General features: G+C 60.3%; 14 protein-coding genes. 8 read left to right on the forward strand and 6 right to left on the reverse strand.

Translation table 11 applies throughout. The features are described from left to right. Positions 1 to 23: 23 nt before the first annotated feature. Genes ACW9IR_RS17550 through ACW9IR_RS17560 form a run of 3 tightly spaced genes read right to left on the reverse strand, consistent with a single transcriptional unit; the run spans position 24 to position 5,025 of the window. A complete protein-coding gene (locus ACW9IR_RS17550; RefSeq protein ID WP_102901276.1) occupies positions 24 to 1,211 on the reverse strand; it encodes an EAL domain-containing response regulator in 1,188 nt (395 codons plus the stop codon). Beyond that, positions 1,198 to 3,999, reverse strand: coding sequence for an ATP-binding protein (locus ACW9IR_RS17555; protein ID WP_457464416.1), 2,802 nt, complete (start codon positions 3,997 to 3,999; stop codon positions 1,198 to 1,200). Before ACW9IR_RS17555 ends, ACW9IR_RS17550 begins: the two co-directional genes overlap by 14 nt. 54 nt (positions 4,000 to 4,053) lie before the next feature. Continuing rightward, complete coding sequence (locus tag ACW9IR_RS17560; protein WP_102901278.1) at positions 4,054 to 5,025, reverse strand: fimbrial protein; 972 nt, start codon at positions 5,023 to 5,025, stop codon at positions 4,054 to 4,056. Between the two features lie 178 nt (positions 5,026 to 5,203). Here ACW9IR_RS17560 and ACW9IR_RS17565 point away from each other — a divergent pair, with 178 nt between their 5' ends. From ACW9IR_RS17565 to ACW9IR_RS17585, 5 genes are all read left to right on the forward strand, one after another. Continuing rightward, the gene (locus tag ACW9IR_RS17565; protein WP_102901279.1) at positions 5,204 to 6,523 is read left to right on the forward strand and encodes a DUF308 domain-containing protein; all 1,320 of its coding nucleotides are present in this window, start codon (positions 5,204 to 5,206) and stop codon (positions 6,521 to 6,523) included. A gap of 254 nt (positions 6,524 to 6,777) precedes the next feature. Continuing rightward, the gene (locus ACW9IR_RS17570) at positions 6,778 to 7,260 is read left to right on the forward strand and encodes a MarR family winged helix-turn-helix transcriptional regulator (protein ID WP_077573642.1); all 483 of its coding nucleotides are present in this window, start codon (positions 6,778 to 6,780) and stop codon (positions 7,258 to 7,260) included. After that, complete coding sequence (locus ACW9IR_RS17575) at positions 7,250 to 8,719, forward strand: efflux transporter outer membrane subunit (RefSeq protein WP_102901280.1); 1,470 nt, start codon at positions 7,250 to 7,252, stop codon at positions 8,717 to 8,719. The genes ACW9IR_RS17570 and ACW9IR_RS17575 overlap by 11 nt, the downstream gene beginning before the upstream one ends. Positions 8,720 to 8,734: 15 nt before the next feature. After that, positions 8,735 to 9,937 carry an HlyD family secretion protein gene (locus ACW9IR_RS17580; RefSeq protein WP_008082123.1) on the forward strand — a complete coding sequence of 401 codons (1,203 nt, stop codon included), beginning with the start codon at positions 8,735 to 8,737 and terminating at the stop codon, positions 9,935 to 9,937. Between the two features lie 140 nt (positions 9,938 to 10,077). Further along, the gene (locus tag ACW9IR_RS17585; protein ID WP_166224055.1) at positions 10,078 to 11,607 is read left to right on the forward strand and encodes a DHA2 family efflux MFS transporter permease subunit; all 1,530 of its coding nucleotides are present in this window, start codon (positions 10,078 to 10,080) and stop codon (positions 11,605 to 11,607) included. Positions 11,608 to 11,826: 219 nt separating this feature from the next. Here ACW9IR_RS17585 and lpxH read toward each other — a convergent pair whose 3' ends face one another. Then, positions 11,827 to 12,573 (reverse strand): UDP-2,3-diacylglucosamine diphosphatase, encoded by a 747-nt coding sequence (lpxH, locus tag ACW9IR_RS17590; RefSeq protein WP_457464420.1) that lies wholly within the window; start codon positions 12,571 to 12,573, stop codon positions 11,827 to 11,829. After that, entirely contained in the window at positions 12,570 to 13,076 is a 507-nt protein-coding gene (locus ACW9IR_RS17595; RefSeq protein WP_093434208.1) for a peptidylprolyl isomerase, read from the reverse strand. Before ACW9IR_RS17595 ends, lpxH begins: the two co-directional genes overlap by 4 nt. Before the next feature lie 266 nt (positions 13,077 to 13,342). On the opposite strand from ACW9IR_RS17595, the gene ACW9IR_RS17600 reads away from it, so the two are divergent. The 3 genes from ACW9IR_RS17600 to ACW9IR_RS17610 all read left to right on the forward strand — a co-directional run bounded on the left by ACW9IR_RS17600 (position 13,343) and on the right by ACW9IR_RS17610 (position 17,980). After that, a complete protein-coding gene (locus ACW9IR_RS17600) occupies positions 13,343 to 15,040 on the forward strand; it encodes a glutamine--tRNA ligase/YqeY domain fusion protein (protein WP_457464422.1) in 1,698 nt (565 codons plus the stop codon). A gap of 15 nt (positions 15,041 to 15,055) precedes the next feature. Next, positions 15,056 to 16,438: a cysteine--tRNA ligase gene (gene cysS / locus ACW9IR_RS17605; RefSeq protein ID WP_457464424.1), complete on the forward strand. Its 1,383-nt coding sequence runs from the start codon at positions 15,056 to 15,058 to the stop codon at positions 16,436 to 16,438. A 324-nt stretch (positions 16,439 to 16,762) separates the two neighbouring features. Further along, positions 16,763 to 17,980: an MFS transporter gene (locus ACW9IR_RS17610; protein ID WP_457464426.1), complete on the forward strand. Its 1,218-nt coding sequence runs from the start codon at positions 16,763 to 16,765 to the stop codon at positions 17,978 to 17,980. 307 nt (positions 17,981 to 18,287) lie between these two features. Here ACW9IR_RS17610 and ACW9IR_RS17615 read toward each other — a convergent pair whose 3' ends face one another. Further along, entirely contained in the window at positions 18,288 to 20,126 is a 1,839-nt protein-coding gene (locus ACW9IR_RS17615) for a sigma-54-dependent Fis family transcriptional regulator (protein ID WP_102901285.1), read from the reverse strand. Between the last annotated feature and the right edge of the window lie 128 nt (positions 20,127 to 20,254).

Raw genomic sequence — 20,254 nt, forward strand, 5'->3', positions numbered from 1 at the left:
GTTCAACAACAGCCACGTGCCGCTCAATAGGCAGTCGCCGGCCCGTCGTGGGTCAGCAAGTGCTGGAACTGATCGGCTGAAACGGCGTGGGAGATCAGGAAACCCTGAACCTGAGTGCAGTCGATTTTACGCAGCAGAGCAAGTTCTTGTGCGGTTTCTACACCTTCGGCCACCACCGTCAGGCCCAATTGGCGACCGAGACTGACAATGCTGGTCAGGGCTTGCGCGAGTTCGGCGTTGGCATTGCAGCCTTGTACCAGAGCACGGTCGATTTTCAGTTCGGTGAACGGCGCCGACACCAGGTTCATGTACGAGCTGTAGCCCTTGCCGAAATCGTCTTGCGAAAGGCCAAAACCTTTGATCCGCAAGCGGCACGCGCCGGCGTAGAAGTTGCTGATGTCGTCGGGCACCGAGCACTCCATCAATTCGAAACAGATCCGCGCGGGCAAGCCCTGATGGGCAAGCACGAAAGCGAGAATGCGGTCGGGCAGGTCGTGGCTGTTGAGCAAGTGCGTGGGCAGATTGACCGAGACCGGAATGTCATAACCCTGCTCGCGCCAGATCGCTTGGGCGGCGATCGCTTGTTTCAGCACGCACCAGAGCAACGGCTCTTCGAGACCAAAAGCAATCAACGCCGGCAAAAATACACCGGGCAACAGCGTGCCATGTTCAGGATGATTCCAGCGTACCAGCGCTTCGGCGGCGACGATCCGGCCATTGTTCAAAGCCTTCTTCGGTTGAAACCAGGCTTGCAGTTCACCGTTGTCGAGGGCGTTGCAGATACTCTGGCGATCGATGCCGGGATGGCTCGCCGCCGGGACGCTCTGGCGCAGCGCCTGCAATTGATCAATCAGGCAGCGCAGGGCGGCCGCATTCACCGGTTTCGAAATCAGCCCGATGACTTTCACCTGCAGGTTGCTCGCCACCAGGCTCGCGCCCATCAGCATGCGCCGTGAGGCGGCGCTCATGATCGCCAGTGCCGGGCGCGAACGCTGCGCGGCGAGGCCCTGAATAAATTGCACACCGTCCATGCCCGGCATCAGCAGGTCGGTGAGCACCAGATCGAAGTCGCGTTGTTTCAGGCAGTCCAGTGCCTCTTCGCCGTCCCTCGCACAGGCCAGATCGAAGTCGCCCAACTCGCTGAACAGGTTCTGCAAATACAGGTGCTGGAAGGGGTGGTCTTCGACAATCAAAATGCTACAGGGCTTCATGGGCGACTCGTTCGTAGGGAGCCAGGACAGCGAACAAGGCTCGTAGCGTAAAAGGTTTGACCAGGCAGTGATTCATGCCCGCAGCCAGACACAGCGCGTCCTCACCGCGCAGGGCGTTGGCGGTCGCGCCGATGATCGGGATGCTGCAACCGAGGCGCCGCAGGGCTTTGGCCAGTTCGTAGCCGTTGAGACGGGGCATGTTGACGTCAGTCAGGACGATGTCGAACGCAGCATCGCGCCAGTGCGACAAGGCCTCTTCGCCATCGCTGGCCAGCGCCACGGTGCAGCCCAGTTCTTCGAGCTGATCGCGCAGGATCAGTTGATTGATGACGTTGTCTTCGGCCACCAGAATGTGCAGGTGCAACGGGCGCAGGGCATGGGCTTCAGTGTCTGGCGGACGGTGGATAATCTGGCCGCTCTGGGCCTGGCGAACGGCCCGTTGAATCGCCAGCAGATCATTCAGATTGACCTGCCAGCCGTCGCCGCTGAATTGCGGCTCATGGGCGCCGTCACCGCTGGCCAGTACGCGCGGCCCATGCCAAGGCAGGTTCGGGCGCTGTCCGAAGGCTGCGGGATACAGCTCCAGCAGCAGCGCCGTCGAATCCGGCTCGATGCTATCCGGTGCGCCGATATGCGCGCGGGCGCCCCAGCGGCGCAACCAGCCACTGATGCTGTCGGCCAGCTCGCGCACAGGCGAAACGACATAGACGAGGTCCGCAGCCAAGGGCGGCAAAGCAGTAGAGGGTGCGTTGCCGCTGCGTTGCTCCAGCGGCACGCTGAGGGAAAAACTGCTGCCCAGGCCCGGTTCGCTGACCATGCGCAGGGTGCCATTCATCAAGTGCGTCAGCCGCAGGCAAATGGGCAGGCCGAGGCCGGTGCCGGCGACCACGTTGGTGTTGCCGGCGGTCTGGTAGAACGGCTCGAAAATGAACGCCTGATCGTCATGGGCGATGCCTTTGCCGGTGTCGGAAACCTGCCATTGCAGGCTCACGCGTTCGCCTTCGCGAGCGAGCAGTCTGACCCGCAATACCACGCGCCCGGAATCGGTGAACTTGACCGCGTTGCTCAACAGATTATTGAGGATCTGCCGTACGCGGCTGACATCGCCCAGCAGGCAATCGGGCAGTTGCGGATCGAGGCAGGCATAGAGTTGCAGGCCTTTGCTTTGCGCGGCGGCGGCATAGCCTTGCACCACTTCGTGCACCAGTTCCGGGACGGAAAACTCGCTCAGCTCCAGCGCCAGTTGCCCGGCCTCGATCTTCGATACATCGAGCACGTCGCAAATCAACTGCAGCAACGTAGCCGATGATCCTTCGATCGCGCGCAGGTAACTTTTCTGCTGAGTGTCCAGCTGCGTGCGTGCGAGCAATTCCAGGGTGCCCAATACACCGTAGAGCGGGGTGCGGATTTCGTGGCTCATGGTCGCCAGAAACAAGGTCTTGGCTTCGTTGGCGGCATCGGCCGATTGGCGCGCGTGTTCCAGCGCTGCTTCGATCTGCCGGCGTGCGCTGATATCGCTGAACGCGCAGAGCAAGACGTCTTCGCCCTTGTAGCGGGTGGGGGCGCAGCTCAGGTACAGGTGACGACCGTCGGCGGTCTCGAAGTAATCGGTCAGGCAAGGCGTGTTTTCGTCAAACGCATCGCGGATCCAGCCAGCCCCCAGTTGCTCGCTGCACTGGCCCAGCCATTGCCGCGCGAGGGTGTTATCCAGCACCACTTGACCGTCACTGCGGCGCAACACGCACAGCGCCACCGGCGCGGTCTGAATCACGTCGCGGCTGAACAGTTCGCTTTCCACCAGCGCCTGAATGCGCTGGATCGCCGGGGTGATGAAACGATGCTCCAGACGACGGACCAACAGGCACACCAGGCTGATACTCAACACGCAGAACAGCAGCGCGCCGAGCATTTGCGGCCACAGGGCGCGCAGTACCGCCAGCAAGTCGATGGAGTAAGTCAGCTGCCAGTCCGAGGATTTCAGCTGCTTGCGCAACACCAATTGCTCGGGCATCCAGCCATCGCCGACGAAGCCGAAGAAATCCTGTTGTCGCAGCAACGGCAGGTGCTGTTCTGGCGGTGGTTTGTGGCTGTTGCTGAACAGCGGTTTGCCTTGGGAGTTGAACATGGTGAACTCGCCGGCACTGTGGTCGCTCAGGGCATTGGAGACTTCACGGTCGTCCATTTCCAGACCGAGCCAGCCGGAGTGGACGTCGCGTTCATCCAGGCGGATGAAGATGTACAGCCGCGAGTGCCCGTCTGCGGCATGGGTTAGCCACAGTTCCGACAAGGTCGCCGTGAGCTTGAGCGCTTCCAACTGATCCAGCGTGGCCTGTGGCAAACCGACGACCAGCGGCGTCGCGTTGTATAGCCGCAATACATGACCGCCATTGCTGACATACAGCAGATTGAGCTGCTTGGCTTTCAGGTAATCGCGCATGCGCTGGGTCAGCCAGATGCTCCATTGCTTGCCCGGCGTTTGCCCTAGCAGCAAACGGATTTCTTCTTCGGACACCGGCACGTTTATTTTCGCCTTGCGTGTGGCCGACAGGCTCAGGCTCTCCAGCAGCGCTTCGCGGGTGGTGAAAAAGGTATGCGCCTCAGCGATGGCGCTGCTCATGTAGCTGCGCCGTTGGGAAATCTCATTGTTGAAGGTAAACAGCAGGAAGCTGTAGACGCCGCCAAGAATGCCCACCAGCAGCACCAGGGCAAAAATGCGCAGCAGGCGCCGCGCCGCATCGGGCGAGGACAGGAGCGGGCTGATCTGATGGAGGTAGTTCTTCAGTCTCATCCCGGCACTCTAGGGAGGGCAGGGAGAGGGGAAAATCAGACGATCCTTAGAATGCTAGAGGTAGTTGACGATGAAGGTGACCTCGGTGTTGGCGCTGCCGGCCTTGAGTTCGCCCGTGGGCAGACGGTAGTACGCGGCGGTAAACGGGATCTTGAAATCGGTGCCGGTGGTGGTGAAGGCGTTGAACGGGTAGGTGGTATCGAATGCGATCGGCTGCCCGACATCGTTCATCAATTGCAGGCCAATGCCGCTGGCGGTGGAGGTGCTATTGAGCGCGACGATGCCCTTGGTCGCGTCGATGACGGGCGTGGTGGCTTTGAGTGAATAGGTGACTTTCTTGATGCCGGTCTGGCACTGATTCAGGGCAATGTCGAAGCGCACGGTGCGGGGTTTGGCGCCCGCGTCGCTAAACTCCTGGAGTTGATAGTCATCGCCCATCGCGACCGGGACGGAAGGGGTCTGGCAGGAGGCTGCATTCAACACCAGCGCATTGGCCAGATTGAAGTTATTCAGAATCAGCTCGCCGGCTTTCAGGCTGGCCAGGTTGCCGGCCGGTATCGTGATCTGCGCCGCCAACGGGCCTGACTTGACGATTTCCAGGCGAATCGAGCCTGACGCGACGCCGTAGCCTTTCGGGGCGACCGAAAAGAGCGAGGGCTCATAGCGATCCAGCATACCCATCCAGATACGGAACGACAGCCCGGTCTTGCCCAGCGGGAAGGTCCTTACGGTACTGGTCGGGGTGCCAAACGCGGGATTGACCGCTATTCCGTAGAACGAGCTCGCATTGCACGACCAACTGTGCGAGTTCGATTGCTGTGCGGTTTCCTGATAAACCACCGTGCCATCCGGTGTGTCGGCGGGGATGGTAAGGCCGCCATTGGCCAGGCTGCCGCCGTAACTGAGCGTTTGCGTGGAAGGGGAACCGTTGAAGCTACAATTCGCCGCCATCGCGTCCGCCGCGCAGGTCAGCAACGTCGCTGCGGCAAGAGTGAGCAGGGGGCGCTGCAGAGTTATTCGCTTCATGAAAAGGGCTATACGTGTCGGCCAAAGAGCGGCGTACGTTAAACACGCTGTATACCGATGGACATCAGGCGATTCTTAGAACACGTTCCCGCGCCTGCGCAAACGCGGCGATGTATTAGACTCAGCACAGCCTGAAATCCGTGCTGGTTGTGCGGCCCCGGTGCAGCAGAGAGGTCATATGGTCCGCTTGAGTATGGTCTTGCTCGGTCACGACTTTGTCCGCAAGCGTTGGTCGGCGCTGGCGCTGACGGGCATCGTCTGGGGCGCGGCCGGAGTGGGCATCTTCATTGATGCGCTGGACGGGGTTTTGTATTTCCCGCTGCATCTCTTCGGCTATCTGTTGTTGCTCGAAGCGCTGATCCTGCTGCTGGTGCCGGCACCGCAAGCCGGGACCGCAGCGGCCCTGCGCAGAGCGCGCGGACTGGCTTTTCTCTTGCTGGGGCTGCTGATCGTCGACCGGCAACACGCTGCCGGGCTGATTTTGGCGGTGCTGTTTGGCGGGGCTTTTTTGCTCGATGGCGGTTTTCGGTTGGCGGCGGCGCTGGTGGTGCGCTTTGTCGGTTGGCAAGTGTCGCTGCTGGCGGGGTTGTTCGAAATCGGCTTTGGCGTGTTTATCCTTGAGCCGTATCCGACGCTGTACAAGGGCACGGTGCCGTTTTGCATTGGCATGAGCCTTTTCCTGACCGGTTGCGCCTTGTTGCGGCAAGCCGTGCGCTTCAAAAACCAGCTGCCGCTGACGAGTCCTGCTGCAGTGAGTGCGCCGACCAGCAGTGACGCGATGGTGATTCACGTCTGGACCCCCAGCGGCACCGTCGACGACACCCTGGTGCGCAATCGCCTGCTCAACCGCTACATCGCAGCCGTCGACGTCAACGGCGTGATCTCCGCCGGCCATGCGGCGCTGGAATGTGGCCCGGACATTTACATCAGCCATTACCCGCAGGACGACATCGATCGTTCGGCGGGGGATTTCGTGCGCTTGCTTCGGGCGACGCCGAACAACGATGTTGCCGGCAGGTTTTTGCCTGACTATGCCGGCGAGGTGGCGGACTGGTGCCCGTCTTCGGTGCAGGTCAGTTTTGCTCACTACGACGCCCGGCGATTGCATGCGTTCTGGAGGGAGTATCGGCAGAACAGCACGTACAACCTGACCAGTCGCAATTGTTCCAGTGCTGTCGCCCATAGCCTCGAAGCGGCCTTGGAAGGGGCGATGAACCGGGGGCATTCGAGCATGCTGGATTTCGCCCGGGTCATCTTCAGCCCCGAGTTCTGGGTTGCCGCGCAAGTGCGCAAACGCGCCGAGGCGATGGCCTGGACGCCCGGACTGGTGCTCGACTATGCGCGAGCGTTGCATGCCGCCATCGAGCCGGCACCGCCGGGCTGGCACAGCATTTATGCGGTGACCAAGCGTGCGTTTGGGTATGTGGCGACTGCCTTGCGGGGGCGTGAGGTACATCCGGTGCAGCCGCCACCTGCGCAGCCTTCCGACGATTCCTGACCGGCTTCACACCGAGTCGCTCCAATCGCTGGCAAGCCAGCTCCCACAGGTTCCTCTGTCGTACATGAATATTGTGTACGAAACGGACCCTGTGGGAGCTGGCTTGCCAGCGATGGCGTCCGCCTGTGCAACACAAAAACCCAGTCCATTGGTCAACTAATTGCAAAGCAACCTAACTATTGCGTTGACATTCGCTGCCTAGGCAGTAACATCTCGACATACATTCACTGCCTAGGCAGTTATTAGGTGAGCAAATGAAGCATTTCACCCCGGACGAATTCAAACATTGCCATCTCGGCCTGTTGCTTGGCCGTGCTGCGCTGCTCAAGGACCGGATCATCGACACCCACATGGAACCCCACGGCATCACCGCCGCGCAGTTCAAGGTGTTGATCATCATGGCCCAGTTCGGCGTCGACACTCCGGCCGAGCTGTGCCGGCATCTGTCGCTCGACAGCGGTTCGATGACACGCATGCTTGATCGTCTGGAGCAGAAAGGCTTCCTCGCTCGCCAGCGCAGCGAAGGCGATCGCCGTCAGGTGCAACTCAAGCTGACCGAACAAGGCCAGCAACTGGCCGATCGCCTGCCGCACATCGGCGCCGACGCGATGAATGAACTGGCCGGCGCCGTCACTCCGGACGAGTTGAAAACCCTGGAATACATCCTCAAGAAAATCCTGCTGGCAGCCGGTGACCCGATCACCATCCAGCGCTTAGGTGAACACAATGAGCGGTAAAACCTTGCGCAGCAGCCTGACCCTAGTGCTGTCGGCGATGATCCTCGCCGGCTGCGCCAACTACAGCGGCCTCGACACTCAAGGCAAAAGCCTTGATGCGAAAAGCCTCAACGCCAGCCAATCCCTCACCGGCGTGACCCTGTCGCCGGCCGCGTGGCCGAAGAGCGACTGGTGGAGCAGCCTCGGCGATCCGCAACTCGACGGTTTGATCCGCGAAGCCCTGCACGACAGCCCGGACATGCAGATCGCCGAAGCGCGCGCCCATCAGGCCAACGCCGCCGCGTATGCCGCCGATGCCGAGCGTTATCCGACCCTCGACGCCAGCGCCGGCATCAGCCGCTCGCGTCTGGCCAAGGATCAGGACCCGTTGGGGCAGGGCGATGCCTACGCCACCGTGCGTAACGTCAGCGCCGGTTTCAATTACAACTTCGACCTCTGGGGCGGCCAGCGTGATGCGTGGGAAGCCGCACTGGGCCAGGCTCGCGCCGCTGAGGTCGATCGTCAGGCTGCACAACTGACACTCGCCGCCGACGTCGCTCGCGCTTACAGCGATCTCGGTCAGGCGCACATCGTTTATGACCTGGCCAACGAAGACCTCAAACGCACCAAGCAGATGCTCGACCTGAGCCAGCGTCGCCTCAGTTCCGGGATCGACAGCCAGTACCAGTTCCAGCAAACCCAGAGTCTGGAAGCCAGTTCCGAAGCCAGCCTGATCGACGCAGAAAAACGCTTGAACAGCGCCAAGATCGCCTTGGCCGTACTGCTCGGCAAAGGCCCGGATCGCGGCAACGAAATCGCCCGACCGAAAGTCCTGCAAGCCAGCGCTGTCGCTGTGCCGTCGGTGTTGCCGGCGGAACTGCTCGGCCGTCGCCCGGATCTGGTCGCTGCGCGCTGGCGCGTCGAAGCGGCGAGCAAAGACATCGACTCGGCGAAAACCCGCTTCTATCCCAACCTGAACCTCACCGCTTCGGCCGGTGCCGAGTCCTTGTTGGGTGACGCGATGTTCGGTTCGGCCAGTCGCTTCTTCAACATTGCCCCGACCATTTCGGTGCCGATCTTCGACGGTGGACGCCTGCGCGCAAACCTCGATGCGCGCGACGCCGATTACGACCTGGCGGTGGCGCAGTACAACAAAAGTCTGGTGAAAGCACTGGGCGATGTCAGCGACACGATCAACCAGTTGCGTGACATCGGCCGGCAGATCGGTGCGCAGCAACACGCCACCGACATCGCTCAGGATTCTTACAACACCGTCGTCCAGCGTTACGGTTCCGGCATCGGCAACTACCTGGACGTGCTCAGCATCGAGCAGCAATTGCTGCAGGCCCAGCGTCAACTGGCCAACCTCAATGCCGAGCAGATCGACCTGTCGATTCAACTGATGCAAGCGCTGGGCGGCGGCTTCCAGGGGCAAACCCTGACCGCAGCCAACGCCAGCCCAGCCACGCCGCACAACTAATTCAAGGTAATTGTCATGGCCACTGCCGAAAACACCCAAGCTCAAGGCAACACCCCGGACACCGGCAACCCGCGCAAGCGCAAAGTCATGCTGCTGGTGCTGGCCGTTGTGGTTGCACTCGCCTGCGCCGGCGTCTGGGCGTATCACGAATTCATCGGGCGCTTTAACGAAAGCACCGACGACGCCTACGTCAACGGCAACGTTGTCGAAATCACCCCGCTGGTGACTGGGACCGTGGTCAGCATCGGTGCTGATGACGGTGATCTGGTTCACGAAGGTCAGGTGCTGATCAACTTCGACCCGAACGACGCTGAAGTCGGCCTGCAAAGTGCGCAGGCGAAACTGGCGCGCACCGTGCGTCAGGTGCGCGGCTTGTACAGCAATGTTGATGGCATGAAAGCCCAGGTCAACGCGCAACAGGCCGAGGTGCAGAAAGCCCAGGACAACTACAACCGGCGGAAAAACCTCGCGCAGGGCGGGGCGATTTCCCAGGAAGAACTGTCCCACGCTCGCGACGACCTGACCTCGGCGCAAAACGCCCTGGCCAACGCCAAACAGCAGTTGAAAACCACCAGCGCGCTGGTCGATGACACCGTGGTGTCGTCGCATCCGGATGTGATGTCCGCCGCCGCCGACCTGCGTCAGGCCTACCTGACCAATGCCCGCAGCACCTTGATCGCGCCGGTCACCGGTTACGTGGCCAAACGCACCGTGCAGCTCGGTCAGCGCGTGCAGCCGGGCACTGCGTTGATGGCAGTGATTCCGCTGGATCAGCTGTGGATCGACGCCAACTTCAAGGAAACCCAACTGCGTGACATGCGCATCGGTCAGCCGGTCGACATCGAATCCGATATCTACGGCAGCGACGTGAAGTACAGCGGCACCGTCGACAGCCTCGGCGCCGGTACCGGTAGCGCGTTTGCCTTGCTGCCAGCGCAGAACGCCACCGGTAACTGGATCAAGATCGTCCAGCGTGTGCCGGTGCGTATCCACATCAACGCCGAAGAACTGGCCAAGCACCCGCTGCGCGTCGGTCTGTCGACCAATGTTGAAGTGAACCTGCACGACCAGAGCGGCCCGGTGCTCGCACAGCAGCCACCGCAGAAAGCGTCGTTCAGCACCAACGTCTACGACCGCCAACTGGCTGAAGCCGACGCGATGATTGCGCAGCTGATCCACGACAACAGCGCTGCGGTCAGCAAAACCGCGCAACGCTGATATCGACCCTGACCCTGTGGGAGCGAGCTTGCTCGCGAAAGCGGTGTGTCATTCAGCATTGATTTGTCTGACAGGCCGCCTTCGCGAGCAAGCTCGCTCCCACAAGAGGGCGGCGTCAACCTGGTTTCATAGGATTCACAATGAGCAATAACGCCTCTTTCACGCCGCCCAGCCTGTTGCTCAGCACCATCGGCCTGTCGCTGGCGACGTTCATGCAAGTGCTCGACACCACCATCGCCAACGTGGCGCTGCCGACGATTTCCGGCAACCTCGGGGTGAGTTCGGAGCAGGGCACCTGGGTGATCACCTCGTTCGCCGTGAGCAACGCGATTGCGCTGCCACTGACCGGCTGGCTCAGCCGCCGTTTCGGCGAGGTGAAGCTGTTTCTCTGGGCCACCATTCTGTTTGTGCTGGCCTCGTTTCTCTGCGGTATCTCGACGTCGATGCCGGAACTGATCGGCTTCCGCGTGCTGCAAGGTCTGGTTGCCGGGCCGTTGTACCCGATGACGCAAACCCTGTTGATCGCGGTCTATCCGCCGGCCAGGCGAGGTATGGCCCTGGCGTTGCTGGCGATGGTCACGGTGGTTGCGCCGATTGCCGGGCCGATTCTTGGTGGCTGGATTACCGACAGCTACAGCTGGCCATGGATCTTCTTTATCAACGTACCGATCGGCATCTTTGCGGTGATGGTGGTGCGTTCGCAACTGGCCAAACGTCCGGTGGAAACCAGCCGTCAGCCGATGGATTACGTCGGCCTGATTACGCTGATCATTGGTGTTGGCGCGTTGCAGGTGATCCTCGACAAGGGCAATGACCTGGATTGGTTCGAGTCGAACTTCATCATCATCGGCGCGGCGATTTCGGTGATCGCGCTGGCGGTGTTTGTTATCTGGGAAATGACCGATCAGCATCCGGTGGTCAACCTGCGATTGTTTGCGCACCGTAACTTCCGCATCGGCACGTTGGTGTTGGTGCTGGGTTACGCCGGGTTCTTTGGCATCAACCTGATCCTGCCGCAGTGGTTGCAGACGCAAATGGGCTACACCGCGACCTGGGCCGGTCTGGCCGTGGCGCCGATCGGCATTCTGCCGGTGCTGCTGTCGCCGTTTGTCGGCAAGTACGCGAACAAGTTCGACCTGCGTTTACTGGCCGGGCTGGCGTTTCTGGCGATTGGCTTGAGCTGCTTTATGCGCGCAGGGTTCACCAATGAGGTGGACTTCCAGCACATCGCGTTGGTGCAGTTGTTCATGGGCATTGGTGTGGCGCTGTTCTTTATGCCGACCTTGAGCATTCTGATGTCGGACTTGCCGCCGAGTCAGATTGCCGATGGTGCCGGTCTGGCGACTTTCCTGCGGACGTTGGGCGGTAGCTTTGCGGCGTCGCTGACCACGTGGATCTGGATTCGTCGGGCGGATCAGCATCATGCGTATATGAGCGAAAGCATCAGTACCTTTGAACCGGCGACCCGGGAGACCTTGAATCATTTGGGCGGGGCGAGCCAATCGGCGTATGCGCAGATGGATCAGATTTTGACCAGTCAGGCGTACATGCTGTCCACCGTGGATTACTTCACGTTGTTGGGCTGGGGGTTTATGGGGTTGATTCTGATTGTGTGGCTGGCGAAACCGCCGTTTGCCGCGAAGGCAGGGCCTGCTGCTTCCGGGCACTGAGGTCAAAAGCCCCTCACCCTAACCCTCTCCCGGAGGGAGAGGGGACTGACCGAGGTTTTCTTTCGAGGTACGCCGACCTGAGCTACCGAGTTGAGCTCCGGTTGGGTAAAGCATGATTTGAGATCGTGAGTCGAACTCAGGTTTGAACAGCATGAAGATCGGCTCCCTTTCCCCCTCGCCCCCTTGGGGGAGAGGGCTGGGGTGAGGGGGTAGCGATCTTCAGCCGTGCGGCAAAGCCAGCGGCGGGGTGAAGTCGAACGGTGCCAAGGCATACCCGCTCTCATCTACCTGCAACGCCCAACCCTGCCGATCCCAATCCCCCAACACAATCCGCTTCGCCGCTTGTTCACCAAGCTGCAACTTGTGAATCGCCGGCCGATGGGTGTGCCCGTGAATCAGGGTTTTCACCCCGTATTCCTGCATGATCCGCGGAATCTCTTCCGGCGTGACATCGACAATGTCATTGGCCTTCATCCGGGTCTGCGCCTTGCTCTCGCTGCGCAGCTTGCGCGCCAGTTTGTGGCGGCTGCTCAACGGCAGGTTGCGCAGGATAAACAGCGTGATCGGATTACGCAGATAGCGCCGCAGCTTCATATAGCCGACGTCGCGGGTGCACAGGCTGTCGCCGTGCATCAACAGCACCGGCTCGCCGTAAAACTGCACGACACTCGGGTCCTTCAACAACGTACAGCCGGCCTGCTTGCAGAAGGCCTTGCCGAGCATGAAGTCGCGATTGCCGTGCATCAGAAAAATCGCCGTGCCGCTGTCGCTCAATTCGCGCAGGGCCTGGCAGATGGAACGCTGGAAGGGCGTCATGGCGTCGTCGCCAATCCACGCTTCGAAGAAGTCGCCAAGAATGTACAACGCACTCGCCGAGCGGGCGCGTCCGGCGAGCAAATCCAGAAACGCCCGGGTAATGTCCGGGCGCTCCTCTTCCAGATGCAAGTCTGAAATCAGCAATATCACGCTTCGATGATCTCGGCTTTCTCGATGATCACGTCGTCTGCTGGTACGTCCTGGTGGCCGGCCTTGGAAGTGGTCGACACGCCTTTGATCTTGTCGACAACGTCGGTGCCGGCGGTCACTTTACCGAATACTGCGTAGCCCCAGCCTTGCACGTTCTTGCCGCTGTGGTTGAGGAAGGTGTTGTCGGCAACGTTGATGAAGAACTGCGCCGAAGCCGAATGCGGCTCCATGGTGCGGGCCATGGCAACGGTGTATTTGTCGTTGGAAAGACCGTTGTCAGCTTCGTTCTGGATGCTTGGACGCTTGTCTTTCTTTTCTTTCATGCCTGGCTCGAAACCGCCGCCCTGGATCATGAAGTTACCGATGACGCGGTGGAAAACGGTGTTTTCGTAGTGACCGGCGTTGACGTACTCGATGAAGTTGGCGACGGTGATCGGCGCCTTTTCAGCGTTCAGTTCGATGACGATGTCGCCATGATTGGTGGTCAATTTAACTTGAGTCATGATCGGTGCTCTTTTTCAATGAAGCGTTTTATAAGGAATTCGTGGGCAATGGGACATTTGCGCCCGTTACCGGTTCAGCCCGTGGGCCAAGGTGCGCAGTTTAGCGTGACAGGCGCGAATTTCGAGGCTGTTTTTCCAAATCCCTGCGATTAAATGCGCTCCTTTATAGGCCGTGCTCTGTCAGCCCCTTGACAGCATCGGCTATGATAGCGGCTTTGTTTTGTCTGGCCCCCTCTGCGGCCGCGCACATGTAAGTCAAGGATCCTATGAGCAAGCCCACTGTCGACCCTACCTCGAATGCCAAGTCCGGCCCTGCCGTGCCGGTCAATTTCCTGCGGCCGATCATCCAGGCAGACCTGGACTCGGGCAAGCACACCCAGATCGTCACCCGTTTCCCGCCGGAGCCCAACGGCTACCTGCACATCGGCCACGCCAAGTCGATCTGCGTGAACTTCGGCCTGGCCCAAGAGTTCGGCGGCGTCACGCACCTGCGTTTCGACGACACCAACCCGGCCAAGGAAGACCAGGAATACATCGACGCAATCGAAAGCGACGTCAAATGGCTGGGCTTCGAGTGGTCCGGGGAAGTGCGCTACGCCTCGCAGTATTTCGACCAGTTGCACGACTGGGCCGTCGAGCTGATCAAGGCCGGCAAGGCCTACGTTGACGACCTGACCCCCGAGCAGGCCAAGGAATACCGTGGCAGCCTGACCGAACCGGGCAAGAACAGCCCGTTCCGCGACCGTTCGGTAGAAGAAAACCTCGACTGGTTTGCCCGTATGCGCGCCGGTGAGTTCGCCGACGGCGCCCGCGTGCTGCGTGCGAAGATCGACATGGCCTCGCCGAACATGAACCTGCGCGACCCGATCATGTATCGCATCCGTCACGCCCATCACCACCAGACTGGCGACAAGTGGTGCATCTACCCGAACTACGACTTCACCCACGGTCAGTCGGACGCCATCGAAGGCATCACCCACTCGATCTGCACCCTGGAATTCGAAAGCCATCGTCCGCTGTACGAGTGGTTCCTCGACGCGTTGCCAGTACCGGCGCACCCGCGTCAGTACGAGTTCAGCCGTCTGAACCTCAACTACACCATCACCAGCAAGCGCAAGCTCAAGCAGCTGGTCGATGAAAAGCACGTCAATGGCTGGGACGATCCGCGCATGTCCACGCTGTCGGGCTTCCGCCGCCGTGGCTACACGCCGAAATCGATCCGCAACTTCTGCGAAATGATCGGCACCAACCGTTCCGACGGCGTGGTCGACTTCGGCATGCTCGAATTCAGCATCCGTGACGACCTCGATCACACCGCACCGCGCGCCATGTGCGTGCTGCGTCCGCTGAAAGTCGTGATCACCAACTACCCGGAAGGTCAGGTCGAGAACCTCGAACTGCCGCGCCACCCGAAAGAAGACATGGGCGTGCGCGCACTGCCATTCGCCCGGGAAATCTACATCGACCGTGACGACTTCATGGAAGAGCCGCCAAAGGGCTACAAGCGCCTGGAGCCGGCCGGTGAAGTGCGTCTGCGCGGCAGCTACGTGATCCGTGCCGACGAAGCGATCAAGGACGCCGATGGCAACATCGTCGAACTGCGTTGCTCGTACGATCCGGAAACCCTCGGCAAGAACCCGGAGGGCCGCAAGGTCAAGGGCGTGATCCACTGGGTGCCGGCCGCGGCCAGCGTCGAGTGCGAAGTGCGTCTGTACGATCGTCTGTTCCGTTCGGCCAACCCTGATAAGGCTGAAGACAGCGCGAGTTTCCTCGACAACATCAACCCTGATTCGCTGCAGGTACTCACCGGTTGTCGTGCTGAGCCATCGCTTGGCAATGCACAGCCGGAAGACCGTTTCCAGTTCGAGCGCGAAGGCTACTTCGTTGCCGATTTGAAGGACTCGAAACCAGGTCAGCCGGTATTCAACCGTACTGTGACCCTGCGTGATTCGTGGGGCCAGTGATTCAAGGGATTTAACGTGCTAACGATCTACAACACGCTCACCAAGAGCAAAGAAGTTTTCAAGCCGCTGGATGGCAATAAGGTGCGCATGTACGTCTGCGGGATGACCGTGTACGACTACTGCCACCTCGGCCACGGCCGCAGCATGGTCGCGTTCGACCTGGTGACCCGCTGGTTGCGGTTCAGCGGTTACGACCTGACCTACGTGCGCAACATCACCGACATCGACGACAAGATCATCAACCGCGCCAACGAGAACGGTGAATCGTTCGAAGCGTTGACCGAGCGCATGATCGCCGCGATGCACGAAGACGAAGCGCGCCTGAACATCAAGAAGCCGGACATGGAACCGCGCGCCACGGATCACATTCCGGGCATGCACGCGATGATCCAGACCTTGATCGACAAGGGCTACGCCTACGCCCCGGGCAATGGCGACGTGTACTACCGCGTTGCCAAGTTCATGGGTTACGGCAAGCTGTCGCGCAAGAAAATCGAAGAACTGCGCATCGGCGCGCGCATCGAAGTCGACGAGTCGAAACAGGACCCACTCGACTTCGTGCTGTGGAAAGCCGCCAAACCGGGCGAGCCGAGCTGGGAGTCGCCATGGGGCGCCGGGCGTCCGGGCTGGCACATCGAGTGCTCGGTGATGTCCACCTGCTGCCTCGGCGAAACCTTCGACATTCATGGCGGCGGCAGCGACCTCGAGTTCCCGCACCATGAAAACGAAATCGCCCAGAGCGAAGCGGCCACCGGCAAGACCTACGCCAACGCGTGGATGCATTGCGGCATGATTCGCATCAATGGCGAGAAGATGTCCAAGTCCTTGAACAACTTCTTCACCATTCGCGACGTGCTGGAAAAGTACCACCCGGAAGTCGTGCGTTACCTGCTGGTGTCGAGCCACTACCGCAGCGCGATCAACTACTCGGAAGACAACCTCAAGGACGCCAAGGGCGCACTCGAGCGTTTCTACCACGCGTTGAAAGGCCTGCCGACGGTGGCGCCTGCGGGCGGCGAAGCGTTTGTTGAACGTTTCACCACGGTAATGAACGACGACTTCGGTACGCCGGAAGCTTGTGCCGTGCTGTTCGAGATGGTGCGTGAGATCAACCGTCTGCGTGAGAGCGATCTCGATGCGGCGGCGGGTCTGGCGGCACGTCTGAAAGAGCTGGCGAGCGTGCTGGGTGTGTTGCAGTTGGAGGCGGATGACTTCCTGCAGGCGGGCGCTGAAGGGCGTGTTGATGCGGCAGAGGTTGATGCACTGATTGCGGCGCGTCTGGCGGCGCGGGCGGGTAAGGATTGGGCTGAGTCGGATCGGATTCGTGATCAGCTGACGGCAATGGGCGTTGTGTTGGAAGACGGCAAGGGTGGGACTACCTGGCGTCTGGCTGACTGAGAGCCGTACCTGTTACAGACAAAACCCGCCTTGTGCGGGTTTTTGTTTGGCTGCGAGAAAAGCCCCTCACCCTAACCCTCTCCCAGAGGGAGAGGGGACCGAATGGGGGATGCTCAAGTAATACGCCGACCCGAACGTGCTGCACCGAATCCATAATCGACTGGTTTTTTCATGTCGCTGCATCACGTCAGACACCTCGGTCAGCTCCCTCTCCCCCCGGGAGAGGGCTGGGGTGAGGGTTGCTTTTGGCGTTCGCGTAGGTCTTGATGTCGGCAACGCGTTCAGCCGGATGCTGAGCGGCGACGATTATCGAAGGGAAACACCATGGCCAATCACTACCGCGAACTGCTAACGACCCCCGGTGCCACCGGGCTAGTGCTCGCGAGTTCCATCGCACGCTTGCCGCAGGCAATGATCGGCATTGGCATCATCACCATGCTGGTGCAGCAAACCGGGGTTTACTGGCTGGCCGGTGCCGTCGCCGGGACGTTCACCCTGGCCAATGCGCTGCTTGGCCCGCACATCTCGAGACTGGTCGATCAACATGGCCAGAGTCGCGTACTGCCCATCGTCACCGCGTTCAGCATTGCCATGCTGCTGGCGCTGATCACCGCCGTTTACCTGAGAGCGCCCGCCGCGGTGTTCTTTGTACTGGCAGCACTGGCGGGGACGATGCCGAGCATGCCGTCGATGATCCGCGCACGGTGGACGCAGTTGTTCCGGGGCAAGCCGCAGTTGCACACGGCGTTCTCGCTGGACACCGTCCTCACCGAAATGGCCTACATCGTCGGCCCGCCGTTGGCGATCGGTTTGAGTGTGAGTTTTTTCGCCGAAGCGGGGCCCCTTGTCGCGGTCGGGCTGCTAGCCGTTGGGGTCACGGCGTTTCTGCTGCAACGCCAGACCGAACCCAAAGTTGTCGCGGGCCACGCCAGCCATAGCGGCTCGACCCTGCTGATTCCCGGGGTTCGCACCATTGTCCTCGCGTTGTTGGCGATGGGTGTCATTGGTGGAGCAATCGATGTCGCCGTCGTGGCGTTCGCCAATGCGCAAGGCTGGCCTGCGTCGGCGACTTTCATCCTCGCCGCCTATGCCTTCGGTTCACTGGTGGCGGGCCTGACGTTTGGTGCGATGAGGGTTTCGCTGGCGATCGAAAAACAGTTCCTGATCGGGATATTGGTCACGGCGTTCACCGGCGTTTTGCCTGTTTTTGCAACGGATGTTTATGTGCTGACAGCGGCGCTGTTTATCGCCGGCATCTCGTTTGCGCCGACGATGGTCGTGGTGATGAAAATGGGGACGATCATTATCCCGCCGTCGCGGATTACTGAAGGGCTGACGTGGATGACCACCGGTATCAGCATTGGCGTTGCTCTGGGCGGCATGCTGGCGGGGTTGGTGATTGATGCGTGGGGCGCGCGGGCGGGGTTTGGCGTCGCCATTGGTGCGGGGATCATGATGGTGGTTGTTGTGCTGGTCGGGTTGCGCACATTGGAGGCGGCTTCGGCTGTGCATGTCGAGCCGGAATTTTCGCCCTCACCCTAACCCTCTCCCGCAGGAGAGGGGACTGAATGGGGAATTCTCACGAGATACGCCGACCTGAGCAATTTGCGCCGAATCCATAATCGCCACGATGTTTCAGGTCGATGTCCAGCGCCAGACACCTCGGTCGGCTCCCTCTCTCTCCAGGAGAGGGGACTGATTGGGGGATGTTCACGAGATACAGCGACTTGAACGTGATGCTTTGAATCCATAATCGACTGGTTTTTTCAGGTCGATGTACAAGGCCAGACACCTCGGTCAGCTCCCTCTCCGGGGGGAGAGGGCTGGGGTGAGGGGAAGGGCGGTTGACTCAACCTTCAATCTGCCGCAACCGCTTGTAGAGAGTATTGCGGCTCACCCCAAGTCTACGTGCCAGATGAGAAATATTCCCCCCAGCCGCTTTCAACTCCCGGTTCAACGCCTCGACATCATTCAAATCAACCCCCAACGGCGCCGCGCTCTCCACCGGCTCCATCTCCAGATCCAAAAAAAAATCATCCGGCAAATGCTCAAGCCTCACCGGCTGCTCCTCAGCCATCGCCAACGCCACCTGCATCACGCTACTCACCTGACGCAAATTCCCCGGCCAAGGATGACGGCTGAACAACTCCAGCACCTCCTGACTCAATCCCGCCCATTGCGTCGGCTCACGATGTTGCTCCCACAGTCGTTTAAACAACGCCTCCTTGTCACTGCGCTCGCGTAATGGCGGCAGCTCCAGCGTCAGGCCACCAATGCGGTAATACAAATCCTCACGAAACCGGCCCAATTGCACTTGCTCGCGCAACGAACGGTTAGTCGCCGAGATAATCCGCAAATCCACCGGGAACAAATCGCTACTGCCCACCGGCTGCACACAACGCTCCTGCAACACCCGCAACAACCGCGCCTGAGTCGACAGCGGCATATCGCCAATTTCATCAAGGAACAGCGTGCCTTTATCAGCCTTGCGAATCAGCCCGATGCTGCCTTTCTGATTGGCGCCGGTGAACGCGCCTTTCTCGTAGCCGAATAACTCGGACTCGACCAGTTCGGCGGGGATCGCCGCGCAATTAACGGCAATGAACGCCTGTTTGCTACGCGAGCTGGCCTGGTGCAGGGCTTTGACGAAGACTTCCTTGCCGACCCCGGTTTCGCCATGGATCAGCAGCGGAATGTCTTTCTCCAGCAAACGCTCTGCCTGCCGCACGGCTTTCTCCACGCGACTGTCGCCGAAGTGCAGAGTGTTAAGGCTGATGGCAGTGGGCGCGGCGGTTTTCGGTTCAGCAGCAAACACGCGCGGCTGAATCGACGCCTGCTTCGGCCGCTTCAACAAACACTGAAAACGGTTACGCCCGGAGGTCTGCAAGGCAAACGGCAACCCGTCCGGCTGATTGATCAACTCCAGCAGCGACACCTTGAACAGACTTTCAACACTTACCCGCGACAAGCGCACACCGAGCAAATTGTCCGCACGGCGATTGGCCGACAGCACCTGACCACTCTCATCAAAGATCAACAACCCCGCCCACTGACTGTCGAGGTTGTTCAACCCGGTGTTGAAAGTCAGTTGAAAATGCTGGCCATGGAACAGGTTGAGGATCAGCCGGTTCTCCACGGTCTGGCTCATCATCTTGACCATGCCCAAGGTGTGCGAGGGCGGCAGATAGCTGTCGCTGGAGACATCAAGCACCGCAATGACCTTTCGTTCGGCGTCGAAAATCGGCGCGGCGGAACCGGTCATGAAGCGGTTGGCTTTCAGAAAATGTTCATCGTGTTCGATATGCACCGCTTGCTCGCAGGCCAGTGCCGTGCCGATCGCATTGGTGCCGCTGCAGCGCTCCATCCAGCTCGCCCCAGCCTGAAAACCCCGGGCCAGATTCGGCTCGATAAAGCGCTGCGTGCCCCACGAGGTCAGCACCTGGCCTTGATTGTCGGCGAGCATGATCAGGCAGTTGGAGTTGCTCAGGATGTTTTCGTAATAGGGCAGGACTTCCTGGTGCGTGGTCTGCACCAGTGAATGATGGCTGTCGAGCAACTGCGCGATGCCGGCGGCAGGCAGTTGATCGAAGGCTGGCGTGCTTTGGTGGTCGAGACCGAACGCGCGGCAACGTTGCCAGGAAGTCTGGACGATCGCGTCGTGGGACAGCGGCGGGGCAGGTGCGGCCATGGCAGTGGGCCTCTGATGCAGCGATTTTTATTGTTGTTATGAACCCGATCTTCGAAACATGCACAAATCCCCTTTAGGAGTGAGCCTGCTCGCGATAGCGGTGTGTCAGACATATTTGCATCGACGGA

Source organism: Pseudomonas sp. SDT291_1_S447 (assembly GCF_054070155.1).

Coding starts and splice junctions, on each gene's coding strand:
- ACW9IR_RS17565 (WP_102901279.1), top strand. CDS start 5,204: ATGGTCCGCTTGAGTATGGTCTTGCTCGGTCACGACTTTGTCCGCAAG.
- ACW9IR_RS17600 (WP_457464422.1), top strand. CDS start 13,343: ATGAGCAAGCCCACTGTCGACCCTACCTCGAATGCCAAGTCCGGCCCT.
- ACW9IR_RS17575 (WP_102901280.1), top strand. CDS start 7,250: ATGAGCGGTAAAACCTTGCGCAGCAGCCTGACCCTAGTGCTGTCGGCG.
- ACW9IR_RS17550 (WP_102901276.1), bottom strand. CDS start 1,211: ATGAAGCCCTGTAGCATTTTGATTGTCGAAGACCACCCCTTCCAGCAC.
- ACW9IR_RS17580 (WP_008082123.1), top strand. CDS start 8,735: ATGGCCACTGCCGAAAACACCCAAGCTCAAGGCAACACCCCGGACACC.
- ACW9IR_RS17595 (WP_093434208.1), bottom strand. CDS start 13,076: ATGACTCAAGTTAAATTGACCACCAATCATGGCGACATCGTCATCGAA.
- ACW9IR_RS17585 (WP_166224055.1), top strand. CDS start 10,078: ATGAGCAATAACGCCTCTTTCACGCCGCCCAGCCTGTTGCTCAGCACC.
- ACW9IR_RS17610 (WP_457464426.1), top strand. CDS start 16,763: ATGGCCAATCACTACCGCGAACTGCTAACGACCCCCGGTGCCACCGGG.
- ACW9IR_RS17570 (WP_077573642.1), top strand. CDS start 6,778: ATGAAGCATTTCACCCCGGACGAATTCAAACATTGCCATCTCGGCCTG.
- ACW9IR_RS17615 (WP_102901285.1), bottom strand. CDS start 20,126: ATGGCCGCACCTGCCCCGCCGCTGTCCCACGACGCGATCGTCCAGACT.
- ACW9IR_RS17560 (WP_102901278.1), bottom strand. CDS start 5,025: ATGAAGCGAATAACTCTGCAGCGCCCCCTGCTCACTCTTGCCGCAGCG.
- ACW9IR_RS17555 (WP_457464416.1), bottom strand. CDS start 3,999: ATGAGACTGAAGAACTACCTCCATCAGATCAGCCCGCTCCTGTCCTCG.